This window comes from Kitasatospora sp. NPDC097691 (genome assembly GCF_040302665.1).
Taxonomy (GTDB): domain Bacteria; phylum Actinomycetota; class Actinomycetes; order Streptomycetales; family Streptomycetaceae; genus Kitasatospora.
On the sequence record NZ_JBEORY010000047.1, the window covers coordinates 1 to 15,193 of the forward strand.

Sequence of the window (15,193 nt, forward strand, 5' to 3'; positions counted from 1 at the left end):
CGGCAACGGGCTGCTGACCAGCAACGGCGCCGACTGGGCCCGCCAACGGCACCTGACCGCCCCGGCGTTCCGGCCGAGCGCGGTGCGCACCTTCGACACCATCGTCACCGACGCCACCGCCGACATGCTGGAGCGCTGGCGCCCGTCGGTGGCCTCCGGCGCCCCGCTGGAGGTGGACGCGCACCTCACCGCGCTCACCCTGGGCATCCTCACCCACGCCATCCTCGGCAGCGACATCGGCGGCATCGGCGAGGGCTTCGGCCGCGCGGTGGACGCCGTCAACCGCTGCATCGGCCACTACGTACCGAACCCCGACCCCGACCCGGCCGACACCGCGCGCCGGTTCGCCGACTTCGGCCGGGCCCGGGTGTTCCTCAACACCGTCACCCGCACCCTGATCGCCTCCCGGCGGGCCGGCGGCAGCACCGGCGGGGCGGGCGGCAACCTGCTGGACACCATGATGTCCACCGACCACCTGGTCTCCGACGAGGACCTGCGCGACCAGGTGCTGACCATCGTGATGGCCGGTCACGAGACCACCGCCAAGTCCCTGACCTGGACGCTCTACCTGCTCGACCGCCACCCCGAGGAGCTGGCCAAGGTCCGCGAGGAGGTCGACCGGGTCCTCGGCGGCCGCCCGCCGACCGCCGCCGACCTGCAGGACCTGCCGGCCTGCCGGCGGGCGATCCAGGAGGCGATGCGGCTCTACCCGCCGGTGTGGCTGATCTCCCGCCGGGCGGTGGACGAGGACACCGTCGGCGGGTACCGCGTCGAGCCCGGCACCCTGGTGTGCGTCAGCCAGTGGGTGCTGCACCGCCACCCCGAGTACTGGGACGCGCCGGACGCGTACCGCCCGGACCGCTTCGACGGCGCCACCCTCCCCAGCCACCTCTACCTGCCGTTCGGCGGCGGCGACCGGATCTGCGTCGGACAGCACTTCGCGATGCTGGAGGCCGTCCTGGTGCTCGCCACGCTGCTGCAGTCCGTCCGGCTGGAACTGGTCGAGGGCTTCCCGGTGGAGCCCGAGGCCCTGGTCACCCTCCGCCCCAAGCACGGCATGACGATGATCGCGAGGCCCCGATGAGCACAGCCGTACGCCCCGTCGGCGGGTCCTACGACCCCGCCCGCACCACCGGCGGCGGCCTGGCCGCCGAACTCGACCGGCTGGAGGCGCAGGCCGCGCTCTCCTTCCCCGAGGAACTGCGCATCCTGCGCGAACTCGGGATCGGCACGGACACCGGAACGGGCGCCGGCACGGACACCGCCCCAGGACCCGCCACCGTGCTCGAACTCGGCGCCGGGCCGGGCGCGGTGACCCGGCGGCTGCGCGCCGCGCTGCCCGCCGGGACCGCCCTGATCGCCGCCGACATCGACGGCGGACTGCTCGCCCACGCGGCCGGCCCCGGCGTCACCCTGCTGGTCGCCGACGGCGCCGACCTGCCGATGCCGGACGCGAGCGTGGACTTCGTCCTGCTCCGCTACGTCCTGCAGCACGTCCCCGACCCGGCCGCCGTCCTGGCCGAGGCGCGCCGGGTGCTGAAGCCCGGCGGGCGGGTCGCCTGCACCGAGGTCGACTCCGCGCTGTGGGGCGCGGCCGAGCCCTCGTACCCCGAACTCGCCGGTGTGCACGCCAAGATGGCGGCCGCCCAGCGCGCCGACGGCGGCGACCGGTCGATCGGCCGACGGCTGCCCCGGCTGCTGCGCGCGGCCGGCTTCGACGAGGTCGTGCTGCGGCCGTTCGCCACCACCAACGACGACCACCCCACTGACGCCTTCGCCCCCCAGCTCGGGCCGCAGCGCCTGGAGCCGCTGGTGGCCCGGGGCGTCCTCTCGCTGGCCGAACTCGCCCTCGCCGCGGACCGCTGGAACCGCTTCCGGTCGGACCCCGACGCCTGGGTGATGCTGCTCGGCCTCACCGCCGCCGCGACCGCACCCGCGGGCCGCGGACCGCAGGAAACCGCCTGACCGCCTGACCGCCTGACCGCCTGACCGCCTGACCGCAGGAAACCGCAGCAGCACTCACGCAGCAGCACCGAAAGGAATCGCCATGCACCCCAAGGTCAAGATCTTCATCACCATCTTCTGCTACATCAGCGCCGTGGCCGGGCTGATCACCGCCGTGATGGACGCCAGCCACAAGCCCGCCCAGACCACCGACGCCGTCGTCGCCGGCGTGCTCGGCGTCGCCTTCCTGCTGGGCGGGCTGGCGCTGACCCGGAAGCCGCGCTACTGACGGATCCGGCGGTGGCACCCTTAGCGCGCGCACAACGGGTCGGGGGGTAGGGCTTCGAAAGCCCTACCCCCCGACCCGTTTCCGGCCGGTGTCAGCTCGACCGGCGCAGCGGGTTGATCACCCCGAACGCCCCGGTCAGCGTGGACGGGTCGACGAAGGAACCGCCCGGCCCGTGCGTACGGCGGAAGTTGTCGACCAGCCCGGAGAACGACGGGTCCACCTTCGCCCGGTACGCGGCCAGCAGGTTGACCCGCTCCGGCGTGGACAGCTCCTGCTCGGCGCGCAGCTGGTGGCTGCGGGACAGGTGGTACATGCCCTCGACGGTGTACCCGGCGTCCAGCCAGCCCTGCCACAGCGCGTCGCGGTCCGCCTCCTGCCCGGCGAAGTACTCCAGGGCGCGCGGCCGCGGCTCGGTCGGCGCGGCCGCGGCCGGCACCGGCTCGGCGCGCAGCTCGACCCGCCGCCCGCACAGGTACAGCACCGCGACGCCCTTGCGCACACAGAAGTTGAGCGCCTCGCCGGCCTGGTCGACGACCGCCTCGGCCTTGTCGTTGAGCGAGGTGTTGCACAGGATCGGCACCCCGGTGGCGGCCCGGAACGCGTCCAGTGCCCGGTGCAGCCGCGGGTTCGACTCGGCGGTGACGGTCTGGTGCCGGGCCGAGCCGTCCAGGTGGACGATCGCGGGCACCAGCTCCCGCACCTCCGGCCGGACCTGGACCGCCTCCAGCATGTACGGCGACTCGCGGTCCGAGGCGAACCACTCGCCGGTGTGCTCGGCCATCACCATCGGCGCGACCGGGCGCCACCACTGGCGCCGCTTGTACTCGTTCAGCAGGTCCTTGACCTTCTGCGAGCGCGGGTCGCCGATCAGGCTGCGGTGGCCCAGCGCACGCGGCCCGAGCTCCGCCCGGCCGTCCACCCAGGCGACCACGCCGTCCGAGACGTCGGCGACGAAGCGCTCCGCCTCGAAGTCCGTCACCGAGACGATCCACGGCGCGAACTCGGCCAGCGCCTCCTCGACGTCCATGACGTCCCGGCCGTAGTACGGCGAGAGGATCCGCATCCCGGAGTCCGCGAGCGCGCCGGCCCCGTACAGGCCGAGCAGGCCGAGGCCGATGCCCTGGCCGGAGTCGTTGGCGCACGGCGGGGTGACCAGGCCCTTGAAGCCGAACCGGTCCATCAGCAGCGTGTTGGTGGGGCAGTTGAGCGCGTAGCCGCCGCTGGTGGACAGGTGGGTGTCCTCGGCGCGGATGCCGCCGACCTCCAGCAGCCGCTCCACGTTGCGGATCGCGACGCCCTCGCAGCAGCGCTGGATGACCTTCATGACCGCGCTGCGCAGGTGGTCCTCGCGGCTGAGCGAGTCGTCCAGCTCGACGCCGGCCAGCTGCTCCTCGGCGGCGGCCACCACCGCGCGGACCAGGTCGTGCGCGGCCTTCCAGGGCTGGGTCGCGGCGCCGCCGAAGAAGGTGACGTCCGCGATCGCGGCCTCGGCGTCGAACTCGATCGCCGCGGTCGAGGCCGTGGCCAGCGCCATCAGCGAGCCGGGCTCCAGGCCGAACACCGTCTCGGCGGCGGTGTACAGCGGGCCGGGGGACTCCACCGGCTCGAAGGTGATCCGCCCCTGCTTCACCACGCAGCCGGCGTACCAGTAGGTGTTCGGGCGGCTCTCCTGCGCGTAGTCGGGCAGCGCGTCGATCGCCATCCCGATGATCTGCCCGTCCCGGAACAGCGGGACGTCCCGCAGCACCCCGCTGAACAGGTGCGCGAGGCTGTGCAGCGGGAACTCCTCCGCCCCGGCCGGCTTCGGCACCGGCTGCGCCTTCGGCAGCCCCGGCGTGCCCCAGGCCGCCGTCACGTCATCGAGGGTGAGCCCCTCCTCGGCCAGCAGCGCCGACAGGAACGCCTCGGCCCGGCCCTCGGTGTACAGCGGCCAGAAGTGGTGCTTCTGCCCGCTGACCCGCTCCAGCTCCCACACCCGCACGAGTTCGACGCCCGCGTCGTCCCGGCGCCACAGCGCGACGTTCTGGTCGTGCCGCACCGAGAAGACCGCACCCGGCCCCGGCGGCGTCAGATAGGCGGAAAGGAAATGCTCGGCCACGGTTACCTCTTCTTCCTCGGTCTGCCCAGGAGGAGGTAATTCCGGCCCGTTCGCGAGGGGATTCCCGCACCCCGCCCAGGGCCGGCCGCCTGCCCCCGGCACCAGCGACTACCCGGTCATTCGACCACGCCCGCCGAGGCCCGGTACATACTGAAATCCCCCTTTACGCACGCCGCGTACGCATGCGCAGCGCCCCGTCGGCGGCGCTCGCCGACGGGGCGGGGGGACGGGCCGGGTGGTGAGCCGCCCTACCGGGCCCGCGGTTCCGGGCCCAGGCCCGCGAGGTCCAGCAGGAACGCCTTGACCTCGGTGGCCTCCAGGGCGTCCCGGGCCGCCGCGCGGTCGCTGCAGAGCAGGACCGGGCCCTCGTCCGGGTGGGCGGGCAGTCGCCCGTGGCTGCCGCGGACCGGGGACGGGTCCAGCGGTACGACGTCCATCCGGTAGCGCAGGCCGAGCTTCTTGCGCAGCAGGGCGCCGCCCGCCCGCAGCTTGGCGGTACGGTCGGCCGGGTCGAAGAACAGCTCGGCGGGGTCGTAGCCGGGTTTGCGGTGGATCTCGACGGTGGGCGCGAAGTCCGGGGCGAGGGCGTCGTCGAGCCAGTAGTAGTAGGTGAACCAGGCGCGGGGGGCGGCGACGGCGACGAGGTCGCCGGAGCGTTCGTGGTCGAGGCCGTGCTCCTTCTTGGCCGCCTCGTCCAGCACGGTGTCGATGCCGTCCACGGCTTCGAGCAGTTCCTGCACCCGGTCCCGGTCGGACCGGTCGCGGACGTAGACGTGCGCGAGCTGGTGGTCGGCGACGGCGAACGCCCTGGACGTCCACGGGTCCAGGTACTCCATGCCGTCCTGGGTGTGGACGTTCAGCAGGCCCGCCCGGCGCAACACCCGGTTGACGTCCACCGGCTGGTCGACGGCGGTGATGCCGTACTCGCTGAGGACGACGACCGTGACGTCCTGCGCGGCCGCGTCGGCCAGCAGCGGGCGCAGGGCCCAGTCGATCTCGGCGGCCGCGTCGGCGGCCTGGCGGGAGTCGGGGCCGAAGCGCTGCAGGTCGTAGTCGAGGTGCGGCACGTAGACCAGGGTGAGGTCGGGGCGGTGGTCCCGGAGGATCTGCCGGGAGGCGCCGACGATCCACTGCGAGGAGGGCAGTCCGGCCGTCGGCCCCCAGTAGGTGAAGAGCGGGAACTCGCCTAGCTTGGCGGTGAGTTCGTCGTGCAGGCCGGGCGGCCGGGTGTAGCAGTCGGGCTCCTTGCGGCCGTCCGCGTAGTAGATCGGGCGAGGGGTGACCGTCCAGTCCACGTCGGCGCCCATCGCGTACCACCAGCAGACGTTGGCGACGGTGTACCCGGGTTTGCGCCGGCGGGCGGCGTCCCACAGCTTGTCGCCGCCGACCAGGGCGTTGTGCTGGCGCCACAGCAGCACCTCGCCGAGGTCGCGGAAGTACCAGCCGTTGCCCACGACGCCGTGCCCGGCCGGGAGTTCGCCGGTGAGGAAGGTGGACTGGACCGAGCAGGTGACGGCGGGCAGGACGGTGCCGAGCGGGGCGCTGAAGCCCCGGTCGGCGAGGCCGGCGAGGGTGGGCATGTGGCGGAGCAGTGCCGGGGTGAGCCCGACCACGTCCACCACCAGCAGCCGTTTCACGAGTCCGTCTCCTTGAGTCCCAGGCGCTGCAGTTCGACGCGCGTCCAGTCGAGTTCCTCGGCGATTCCGCCGACCGTGCGGGTTTCGGCGGACGCGTCGGGCGCCCGCCCTTCCCGGCCGGGCGGCAGCACCGGCCAGGTGTAGGTCTCGACCTCGATGTGGTCGACCGCCGCCCGGGGGCCGCCCAGCAGCAGGCCGAGCGTCTCCCGGAGCACCGGGCCGGTGCTCGCCAGCGGCGCGGCCGGTTCGGTGCCCAGCGGGACGTGGAAGTGCACCCGCCAGGGCTGCTCCCCGGGCAGCGGATCCGCCCCGGCCAGGGCCTGCTCCAGGTCGTCCCGGCCCAGCAGGCCGTCCGCGCCGGGCTCCCGGGTCTGGTGCAGGAACCGGGGCTCCGCGTACGGCGCCAGGGCGGTGCGCCCGGCGGCGCTCCGCGGGCGGTCCGCGACCAGCGCCACGGACGCCTGCAGCTTGACCACCTCCAGGCCGGCCGCGGCGAGCCGGTCGAGCGCGGCGGCCGGCTCCTCGTGCTCGACCGCGAGGTGGCAGCCGTCCAGGCAGACGCCCAGGTGCGGGCCGGCCGCGTCGGCGAGCTCGCGGACGGCGTCGGCCGTCGACTCGACGACGCAGCCGGGTTCGGGCTCGAACCCGACCCGCAGCAGGCGCCCGGTGCTCCCGGAGAGCCGGGCGAGTTCCTGGGCGAGCCGGTCGAGCTGCCGGCGGGCGAGGTCGGCGTGGAGCGGCGTCCAGTCGGCGCGCCAGCCGAGCGGGAGGGTGGAGACGCTGCCGCGCCGGGCGTCGTCCGGGAGGAGTTCGGTGAGCACCCGGGCCAGGTCCAGGGTGTACCGCAGGCGTTCCGGGTCGGCCCAGTCCGGCCGGTACACCCGGTGCTTGACGACGGCCCCGCCGAAGCCGCGGTAGGGGAAGCCGTTGAGGGTGACCACCTCCAGGCCGCGGGCGTCGAGTTCGGCCCGCAGGCGGCCGGGCGCCGCGCGGTCGGCGAGGAGTTCGTCGAGGACCGGGCGGGCCAGCCAGAGGCCGAGGCCGAGCCGGTCGACGCCGAGGCGCTCGCGGACCGGCTCGCCGTACCGGGCGAGTTGGTCCCGGACTCCGGCCAGGTCCTCCGCCGGGTGGACGTTGGTGCAGTAGGCGAGGTGGACGGTGGTGCCGTCCGGGTGCCGGAAGCGCACGGGCTACCGCACCGCCCCGGGCGTGGGGCCGCCGCCGCGCAGGACGGAGTTGCCCTCGTGCAGCCCGGCGGCGTCGACGGCCGGCTCGCTGAGGTCGAGGCGGCCGCTCTGCCCGTAGAAGGCCACCGGGTTCTCCCAGAGCACCTGCTCGACCTGGGCCTCGGTGAACCCGGCGAGGAGCATGGTGTCGCCGACCTTCCGGGTCTTCAGCGGGTCGCTGTTGCCCCAGTCCGCCGCGGAGTTGACCAGCATCCCGGTGAGGCCGTACTCGGCGAGGATCGCGGCCATCCGGGGTTCGTCCATCTTGGTGTCCGGGTAGACGGAGAAGCCCGCCCAGCAGCCGGAGTCCCGCACCATGGCGACGGTCACCTCGTTGAGGTGGTCCAGGACGACCAGCGCCGGGTCGATGCCGGACTCGCGCACCACGTCCAGGGTGCGGCGGGTGCCGGCCGCCTTGTCCCGGTGCGGGGTGTGCACCAGCACCGGCAGGTGGTGCTCCACCGCGAGGGCGAGCTGGGCGGCGAGCGCCTCGTCCTCCTCGGCGGTCATCGAGTCGTAGCCGATCTCGCCGATCGCCACGACCTGGTCCTTCTCCAGGTAGCGCGGGAGCAGGTCCAGGACCTCGCGCAGCCGCGGGTCGTTGGCCTCCTTGGGGTTGAGGGCGAGGGCGCAGTGGTGCCGGATGCCGAACTGGGCGGCCCGGAAGGGCTCCCAGCCGATCAGGCCGTCGAAGTAGTCGACGAAGCTGCCGACGCTGGTCCGCGGCTGGCCGAGCCAGAACGACGGCTCCACCAGGGCCCGTACGCCCGCGGCGCTCATCGCCGCGTAGTCGTCGGTGGTCCGGGAGGTCATGTGGATGTGCGGGTCGAAGATGCGCATGGTGGTCGGTTCCTTCGGTACGGGGAGGCCGGTCCGGGCGGGTCAGGGCACTCGGTGGGCGTGCAGGACGGACTCGATGTCGGCCGGGACGGCCCGGCCGGCGGCGCGGCGCTCGGTGGCGAAGTCGTCCAGCATCCGCAGGAGTCCGGTGTCCGTGCGGTCGGCCAGGCCGGCCACCAGGGCCAGCGGGATACCGGTGAAGACGCACTTGAGCACGGCCTGCCGCCAGGCCGCCTGGTCCAGCCGGCGGGCGGCGTAGTCGCCCAGTGCGGCGGCGATCAGGCGCAGGTCGTTGGTGCGCAGGGCGTCCCGGACCAGGGGCAGTGCGCCGTCGCCGAGGCCGTACGGGCCCGCCCCGGGCAGCTGCTCGTCCGTGGTGCGGTGGTCGAGCACGCTCAACGCGCGCAGTACGGCGCGGCGTTCGGCGGTGTCGCCGCCCCGGTACAGGGCGGTCAGCTCGGCCACCAGTGCTTCGCCGCGCAGCGGCAGGGCCGCGAGCAGCAGGGTCCGGACGGCGTCCTCGACCTGCCAGCGGGCCAGCGGGTGCTCGGCTTCGCGGTCGCGGCCCGGCGGCAGCAGGTCACCCCGGCCGCCGTGCCGGGCGGCGCCCGGGAAGGCCGTCCGGACGGTGTCCGGTCCGGCGGCCGCCGAGGCCAGGCGCCCCCGCAGCCACTCGTCCGCCTGCGGCGTCAGCCGGTCGGCCAGCGCCTCCCGCAGCCGGGTCGTGCTCCATTCGGGTTCCGTCATCGCGCCGTCTCCATCGTCATCGCGGGCCGGGCGGCGGCCGCGCGCAGGAATTCCAGTGAGCGCCGGGCCACGCCGGGGCCGTCGTGGCTGTGCCGCGGCAGTTCGACGCTGATCAGCCCCCGGTAGCCGACCGCACCGAGCGCGGCCAGCACCGGCGGGAAGTCGATCTCGCCGTGGCCGAACTCCAGGTGCTCGTGCCGGCCGCGCCGCATGTCCTCGATCTGGACGTTGACCAGCCGGTCGGCGACCTGCTCGACGCACTCCGGGATGCTCCGTGGCTCCAGGCAGCGGCAGTGACCGATGTCCAGGGTGATCCCGAGCCGGCCCGGTGCGCCGGCCCCGTCCAGCCGGGCCAGCAGGCGCCGGGCCGCGTCGAGGGTGTCCACGAACATGCCGGGTTCGGGTTCGATCCCGACCACGACCCGCTGCTGCTCGGCGGCCCGCAGCACCGGCTCGCAGCCGCGCAGCAGGCGCTCCCACAGCATCCGTTCCGGGACGCCGGCGGGGGCGGTGCCGCTCCAGAACGAGACCGCCTCGGCGCCCAGTTCGGCGCCGATCCGCACCGCGGTGGTCAGCAGCCGCACCCGGCGCTCGGCGCCCTCGTCGCTGAGCATGGTCGGCTGGTGCTTGCGGCGGGGGTCGAGCAGGTAGCGGGCGCCGGTCTCGACCACCACGGCCAGTCCGAGCCGTTCGAGCAGCGCCGCCGTCCGGTCCACCTCGTGGACCAGGCCGGGGGCGAGCGGGTCGAGGTGGGCGTGGTCCAGGGTCAGCGCGACCCCGTCGTAGCCGAGGTCGGCGAGCAGGCGCAGCGCGTCCGGGAGCCGGTTGTCGGTGAGTCCGTTGGTGCCGAAGCCGAAGCGCGGCGCCGGCGGCCCGGGGTGCCGGTGCGTCATGTCGGGGACACCTTCCGGGCGAGGCGGCGGGCCAGCGACACGGCGAGGACGGGGGCCAGGGCGACGCCGCGGGCGCCGGCGGCGGCGGACAGCGCGGCCTGCAGCGGCGCCATCGCGTGGATGCCGGCCCCGACGGCCCGGCGGACCCGCACCGGGGACGGCGCCCTGACGGCGGCGAGCTGGGCCGGGGCCGCGGTGGCGAGGTAGCCGGCGGTGAGCAGGCCGGTCAGCGCCCGCCCGGCGGCGCCCCGGCGGCGGCCCAGGGCGAGGACCGTCCCGGCGACCAGCCCGCCGGCCGCCAGGGTGGCCCGGGGCAGGGCGGGGGTGGCGCCGTGGACCTCGCGCCGGCTGAGCACGGTCAGCGCCGCGGTGTGCCCGGCGAGCACCAGCGCGGACGGCAGGGCCGCGCGGACCCGTCCGCTGCCGGCGGCGCCGGTGAGCACGTCCAGGCCGCGGGCGGCCGCCATCGCGGCCGGGCCGGCCGGGGTGTCCTTGAGCACCAGGTCGTAGAGCCAGACGGTGCCGGCCAGCGGGACGGCCACCCGCAGCGCGGCGGTGCCGCCCGCGGCCGCGGCCAGGGCGAGCCCGGCGGCGGTGAGGCCGGTGGCGACGGCCAGCGCCGTCCCCGGGGTGACCCGCCCGGACGGGATCGGCCGCTCGGGCCGCTCGACGGCGTCCAGCTCGCGGTCGGCGTAGTCGTTGAGGGCCATCCCGCCCCAGTAGAGGCAGACCGAGGAGGCGGCCCGCAGGGCGGTGCGCGGCCCGGTGGGCAGGCCGGCGGCGGCCGCGCCGAGCAGGACGTCGCCGGGCACGGAGAGCGCGGCGGGCGCGCGGACCAGTTCCAGCAGGTCACCCACCCCGGTCGGTCCGGGTCCGGCCGCCGGGCCGGGGGCGGCGCCGACCGCCCCGGGCCCGGCCAGGAGGGGGCTCACCGCACCGCCTCCGCTCCGAGCGCCCAGTCGCGCAGCCGCTCGTACTGTTCGGCGAGCTCGTGGGTGGTGCCCGCGACCGGGTCCTTGAAGAAGAACCCGAGTTCGGCGACCGGCCCCGCCACGCCGCGGCGGTGGGCGAGCGCCGCGAACCGGGCCAGGTCGAGGACCAGCGGCGCGGCCAGCGTCGAGTCGCAGCCCTCCCAGGTGAACTGGAGCGTCATCCGCACCCCGAGGAAGCCCTCGAAGGCGATGTGGTCCCAGGCCGTCTTCCACTCGCCGAGCGCGGGCACGTTGTGGATGTGCACGCCGCCCTCGACGGGGTGGCCGAGCGTCTCCTCGAGGACACGCCGCTTGGAGCCGACCTTGCTGCGGGCCCGGTCCGGCTCGGCGAGGGCGGCGCCGTCGCCGCCGCCCAGCAGGTTGGTTCCGGACCAACTGCGCACCCGCAGAGCCCGTTTGGCGAACATCGGGGCGAGCACAGACTTGACCAGGGTCTCCCCGGTCTTGCCGTCGCTGCCCGCGTACGGCAGGCCGGCCTCCCGGGCGATCGCGTCCAGGGCGGGGATCCGGGCCCCGGTGGACGGGGTGAAGTCCACGTAGGCGCAGCCGGCCAGCAGGGCCGCGTAGGCGTAGGCCGCGCTGTAGGGCAGCGGGGCGCGGCCGGCCGCGAGGGCCGCGCGCAGGGCGTGCGGGGTGGCCCAGGCGGGGTCGGGAGCGGTGCTCGGCTCGGTGGTGGCGACGTTGACCACGACGACCCGGTCGAGGCGGTGGCGGTTCCGGAAGTCCCGGACGTCCTCGGCGAGCCGGTCGACCAGTTCGGCCTGCGGGAGGTCGTCGCCGGTGGGGACGGTCCGGATCTCGTCGTCGGCCGCGGCCAGTTCGGCCGCCAGCGGCGGCAGCAGGACGCCCGGCAGCACGCCGGCGTCGACGAGCCGTTCGGCCCGTTTGGCCAGCGGTTCGGTGGCGGTGTCGTGCCCGCCGAAGACCAGCCCGTCGAAGCCGGGCAGGTCCAGTTCCGCGAAGTCCGGCAGGCTGCTGACGCAGCCGGTCGGTTCGGCGAGCCCTGCCGCGATCGCCGCCGCGCCGACCACCGCGGTGGTCGCCACCGATCCGCGGGCCCCGACCAGCCAGACGCCGGTCCTCTGCTGTTCCGTGTTCATCCTGGTCCTTCCGCTGCTGGGACCGCCGTCGGAGCGGCCGGGAGACGAAGGCCTGCTCCCCGGGGGTGGTACGCCCCCCGGGGAGCAGGCCCGTTCCCTGCCCGACGGCTGTGACTGCCCGTCAGATGCCGGGCGGGTAGGGGAAGCTGTCGAAGGCCGCGTCGATCTCCTCCGGCGACTTGTGCAGCCAGGTGCGGCGCAGCTTGCGCAGCACCTCCGGCGCGAGGGGCTCGGCCACGGTGTCGGTCTTGGGCTTGGCGGTGGACTGGACGGCCCAGGAGAGCGCGATCAGCGGGTCGACCTCGGCCCAGCGGTCCGCGTCGATGCCCAGGAACTGCATGGCGCGGACGAACCCGTGCCAGGCGTGGAAGCCGACCGGCGGGTTGCCGTTCATGATGTGGGTCCGGCCGCCGGGGTTGCGGCGCGGGTCGTACAGCACGCCCTGGCCGAAGTCGACGAAGGCGCTGATCATCTCGTGCCGGTCGTGCGGGAAGAAGGTGTCGATGACGCCGAGCTGGGCCGTGGAGATCACGGTCAGCGCGTCCTTGAGCGGGCTGACCATGGCGGTGAAGCTGCCCGGGTAGGTGCCGGCCTTGCGCTGGTCCTGGTAGGCCTTGACGATGGCCACCTCGAAGTCCTTGCCGAGCGCGGCCGCCAGCTGCCCGTAGGCGGTCTTGATCTCGGGGGTGGCCTTGAACCACAGCACCTCGTCGTACTGGTACCAGAACTCGTTGGCGTACGGGTCGCCGAGCATCCCGGGGACGTCGGGGAGGACGACGCGGTCCCGGCGGCGGGCCGGGGCGGCCGCGGCGGTGCCGGACGCCGCGGTCGCGGACGCCGGGGCCGCGGAGGCCGGGACGGCGGCGACGGCCAGGCCCGCGCCGGCCAGGGTGACCGCGCCGGCGGAGAGTTTGAGCATGCGCCGACGGTCGATGGGCTGGGACACGGAGGTCTCCTCGTGTGGGACGTGCGGGCCGGGCGCCCGAGGCGCTCCGGGCCGACTGGGGTCCGTGGACTTTCGACTGCGCTGCGAGTCCTCGGCCGCCGGCACGGGCCTGCCGGCCGGCGGCGGGGACGGGCCGGAGATCCCGGCCTGCGCTGATGATGCTTCGGAGCCTAGGAACGCCGGCTATACGGCGTCCATATAGCCGGCGGCGGCCGGTTCCCCCGCCGGGAGGTCCGTCTCCGCCGGCACCCGGTCGGGGTGCCGCAACGCCGGGCTGACCGCGGCGAACAGCGCGAGCACCGCCATCGCGACGGCGATCAGGCCGAGCGTGCGGGTGACGCCCAGGCCGTCCAGCAGGTAGCCGCCGGCCAGCGCGCCGAAGGAGCCGGTCCCGAAGGCGAGCAGTTGGATCAGGCTGCTGACCCGGCCCTGCATCCGCTCCGGGGTGATCGTGACCTGGTAGACGCCGCCGGCCACGTTGGTCAGCCCGCCGACGTAGGCCATCGCGGCCATCACGGCGCCCAGCAGCACGGGGGAGCCGGTGAGGGCGAGGACCGGGACGAGGACGGCCCACAGCGCGGTGCCGCCGGCCACCACGGCGCGCAGCGGCACCCGCCGGGCCGCCCGCATGCCGGTGAGTGCGCCGACCGTGCCGCCGATGCCTCCTGCGGCGGTGACCAGCCCCAGGGTGGTGGCCGAGCCGCCGTTCTCCCGGACGATCAGGACGAGGGTGAGGCTGATCACCTGGAACAGCAGGTTGGTCCCCGCGATCAGGCTGACCAGGACGCGCAGGAAGCGGCGGCGCCAGGTCCAGTCCAGTCCTTCGCGCAGTTCCGCGACGAGCGGGGGCCGCGGGCCGTCGGGTTCGCTCTGCAGCCTGGTCCTGATCGGCAGCAGGGCGAGCAGCGACAGCACGTGGGTGACGGCCGAGAACAGGAAGGGCGCCCACCGGGCCGCGGTGTAGAGCAGGCCGCCGAGCGGCTGGCCGAGCAGCCCGGCGGCGCGCCACCTGGCCTCGTTCTGGCCGAGCGCGGCCGAGAGCTGCTCGGCCGGCACCACGTGCCGCACGGCCGCGCGTTCGGCGAGCTGGTAGAAGACCGCGAGGGTCGACTCGACGAAGGCGGCGGCCACCAGGTGCGCCAGGCCGATCCGGTCGGCGAGCACCGCCGCGGCGACGCTGCCCGCGACCAGCACCGCGCCGACGTCGCAGACGATCATCAGGCGGCGCCGGTCCCAGCGGTCCACCAGCGCTCCGGCGGGCAGCTGCACCAGGAGGTTGGGCAGCAGGCCCGCGAAGCCGACCAGGCCGGCGTCGCGGGCCTCGCCCGTCTTCCACAGCACCAGGAAGGGATAGGCGACGACGCAGGCCCGCGCGCCGAGCAGGGTGAGGCCGACGCCTCCCCACAGCAGCAGGAAGTCGCGGTTGCGGCGCAGCGGTGCGGGCGCCGCGTCCCCGGCCCCGGCGGAGGGGTCCGCCGGGTCGCTCATCCGCGGGGCTCGATGTCCCGGGCGGCGCAGCTCCACTCCAGGACGGCCATGGCGCTGTGCATCTTGTTCTCGGCCTGCCGGAACGCCAGGCTCGCCGGGCCGTCGAGCACCTCCGCGGTGACCTCCTCGCCGCGGTGGGCGGGCAGGTCGTGCAGGAGGACGGCGTCCGGGCTGTGCTTCCACAGGTCGGAGGTGACCCGGAACGGCTCGAACACGGTGCGCCAGTCGGGGTCGGGCTTGCTGGTGCCGGTCGTCTGCCAGCGCGTGGTGTAGACGGCGTCGAAGGGCTCGCCGAGGTCGTCGAGGTCGTGGCGTTCGGTCACCTCGGCTCCGCAGCGGGCGGCGTGGGCGGTGGCCCGGACCAGGACGTCGGCGGCCAGGCCGTAGCCGGGCGGGGTGCGCAGCTCCAGCCGGGCGCCCGGGAAGCGGGCGAGGGCCAGGGCCAGGGCGGCGGCCGAGTTGTTGCCCTCGCCGAGGTAGAGCACCCGCAGGCCCTCGATCCGCCCGAAGTGGCCGAGCAGGGTGGCCAGGTCGGTCAGCGCCTGGGTGGGGTGCTCGTCGGCGGTCATCGCGTTGACGACCGCCAGCCGGCCGTCCTCGGCCCAGCCGCGCAGTTCGGCCGGGTCGCCGGTGGTGCGGGCGACCAGGAGGTCGAGCATCCCGGCGAACACCCGGCCGGTGTCCTGCACCGTCTCGCCGGTGTTGGTCTGCAGGTCGCCCGGCCCGTAGGCGATGACCTGGGCGCCGAGGCGCAGGGCCCCGGCGGAGAAGGCGGTGCGGGTGCGGGTGGAGGTCTTGGCGAAGTACGCGCCGGCGATCAGGCCGCTCAGCGGCCGCCCGGCGCCGGCCCGCCCGGCCGCGAACTGCGCGCCGCGGCGGGCGAGGTGGCGGAGTTCCGGGTCGGTGAGGTCGTCGAGCGAGATCAGGCTGCGCCTGGACTGCGTCATGGGTGTCTCCTTGCGGTCGGTGGGGGTGGGCCGGGGCGGCGGGGCG

At 75.1% G+C, this 15,193-nt stretch carries 14 protein-coding genes; 3 read left to right on the forward strand and 11 right to left on the reverse strand.

Annotated features, from left to right (window positions below):
• From ABTY56_RS27080 to ABTY56_RS27090, 3 genes are all read left to right on the forward strand, one after another.
• The coding region (locus tag ABTY56_RS27080) for a cytochrome P450 (RefSeq protein WP_350631791.1) at positions 1–1,084 on the forward strand (1,084 nt) is incomplete at its 5' end.
• Positions 1,081–1,965 (forward strand): class I SAM-dependent methyltransferase, encoded by an 885-nt coding sequence (locus tag ABTY56_RS27085; RefSeq protein ID WP_350631792.1) that lies wholly within the window; start codon positions 1,081–1,083, stop codon positions 1,963–1,965. The genes ABTY56_RS27080 and ABTY56_RS27085, both read left to right, overlap by 4 nt.
• A gap of 82 nt (positions 1,966–2,047) precedes the next feature.
• Entirely contained in the window at positions 2,048–2,233 is a 186-nt protein-coding gene (locus tag ABTY56_RS27090; protein ID WP_030245889.1) for a hypothetical protein, read from the forward strand.
• Between the two features lie 91 nt (positions 2,234–2,324).
• Here ABTY56_RS27090 and ABTY56_RS27095 read toward each other — a convergent pair whose 3' ends face one another.
• From ABTY56_RS27095 to ABTY56_RS27145, 11 genes are all read right to left on the reverse strand, one after another.
• Entirely contained in the window at positions 2,325–4,331 is a 2,007-nt protein-coding gene (locus ABTY56_RS27095) for a carbamoyltransferase C-terminal domain-containing protein (RefSeq protein WP_350631793.1), read from the reverse strand.
• Positions 4,332–4,579: 248 nt separating this feature from the next.
• Entirely contained in the window at positions 4,580–5,968 is a 1,389-nt protein-coding gene (locus tag ABTY56_RS27100) for an alkaline phosphatase family protein (RefSeq protein ID WP_350631794.1), read from the reverse strand.
• The gene (gene eboE, locus ABTY56_RS27105) at positions 5,965–7,155 is read right to left on the reverse strand and encodes a metabolite traffic protein EboE (protein ID WP_350631795.1); all 1,191 of its coding nucleotides are present in this window, start codon (positions 7,153–7,155) and stop codon (positions 5,965–5,967) included. The genes ABTY56_RS27100 and eboE overlap by 4 nt, the downstream gene beginning before the upstream one ends.
• Positions 7,156–7,158: 3 nt before the next feature.
• Positions 7,159–8,034, reverse strand: coding sequence for a TatD family hydrolase (locus ABTY56_RS27110; protein ID WP_350631796.1), 876 nt, complete (start codon positions 8,032–8,034; stop codon positions 7,159–7,161).
• A 42-nt stretch (positions 8,035–8,076) separates the two neighbouring features.
• Positions 8,077–8,781 (reverse strand): EboA domain-containing protein, encoded by a 705-nt coding sequence (locus ABTY56_RS27115; RefSeq protein WP_350631797.1) that lies wholly within the window; start codon positions 8,779–8,781, stop codon positions 8,077–8,079.
• Positions 8,778–9,674, reverse strand: a complete 897-nt coding sequence (locus tag ABTY56_RS27120) for a sugar phosphate isomerase/epimerase family protein (RefSeq protein ID WP_350631798.1) — start codon at positions 9,672–9,674, stop codon at positions 8,778–8,780. The genes ABTY56_RS27115 and ABTY56_RS27120 overlap by 4 nt, the downstream gene beginning before the upstream one ends.
• Positions 9,671–10,519: an SCO3242 family prenyltransferase gene (locus ABTY56_RS27125; RefSeq protein ID WP_350631838.1), complete on the reverse strand. Its 849-nt coding sequence runs from the start codon at positions 10,517–10,519 to the stop codon at positions 9,671–9,673. Before ABTY56_RS27125 ends, ABTY56_RS27120 begins: the two co-directional genes overlap by 4 nt.
• An 83-nt stretch (positions 10,520–10,602) precedes the next feature.
• Positions 10,603–11,766: an inositol-3-phosphate synthase gene (locus ABTY56_RS27130; RefSeq protein WP_350631799.1), complete on the reverse strand. Its 1,164-nt coding sequence runs from the start codon at positions 11,764–11,766 to the stop codon at positions 10,603–10,605.
• A 121-nt stretch (positions 11,767–11,887) separates the two neighbouring features.
• Complete coding sequence (locus tag ABTY56_RS27135; protein WP_350631800.1) at positions 11,888–12,712, reverse strand: hypothetical protein; 825 nt, start codon at positions 12,710–12,712, stop codon at positions 11,888–11,890.
• A 183-nt stretch (positions 12,713–12,895) separates the two neighbouring features.
• On the reverse strand, positions 12,896–14,200 hold the full coding sequence (locus ABTY56_RS27140; protein ID WP_350631801.1) for an MFS transporter: 1,305 nt from the start codon (positions 14,198–14,200) through the stop codon (positions 12,896–12,898).
• A complete protein-coding gene (locus tag ABTY56_RS27145; protein ID WP_350631802.1) occupies positions 14,197–15,147 on the reverse strand; it encodes an ornithine carbamoyltransferase in 951 nt (316 codons plus the stop codon). The genes ABTY56_RS27140 and ABTY56_RS27145 overlap by 4 nt, the downstream gene beginning before the upstream one ends.
• Positions 15,148–15,193: the final 46 nt, after the last annotated feature.

Bases quoted from the DNA above. Each gene is read 5' to 3' on its own strand.
- ABTY56_RS27085 (WP_350631792.1), top strand. From the start codon at position 1,081: ATGAGCACAGCCGTACGCCCCGTCGGCGGGTCCTACGACCCCGCCCGC.
- ABTY56_RS27090 (WP_030245889.1), top strand. From the start codon at position 2,048: ATGCACCCCAAGGTCAAGATCTTCATCACCATCTTCTGCTACATCAGC.
- ABTY56_RS27110 (WP_350631796.1), bottom strand. From the start codon at position 8,034: ATGCGCATCTTCGACCCGCACATCCACATGACCTCCCGGACCACCGAC.
- ABTY56_RS27115 (WP_350631797.1), bottom strand. From the start codon at position 8,781: ATGACGGAACCCGAATGGAGCACGACCCGGCTGCGGGAGGCGCTGGCC.
- ABTY56_RS27120 (WP_350631798.1), bottom strand. From the start codon at position 9,674: ATGACGCACCGGCACCCCGGGCCGCCGGCGCCGCGCTTCGGCTTCGGC.
- ABTY56_RS27130 (WP_350631799.1), bottom strand. From the start codon at position 11,766: ATGAACACGGAACAGCAGAGGACCGGCGTCTGGCTGGTCGGGGCCCGC.
- ABTY56_RS27140 (WP_350631801.1), bottom strand. From the start codon at position 14,200: ATGAGCGACCCGGCGGACCCCTCCGCCGGGGCCGGGGACGCGGCGCCC.
- ABTY56_RS27145 (WP_350631802.1), bottom strand. From the start codon at position 15,147: ATGACGCAGTCCAGGCGCAGCCTGATCTCGCTCGACGACCTCACCGAC.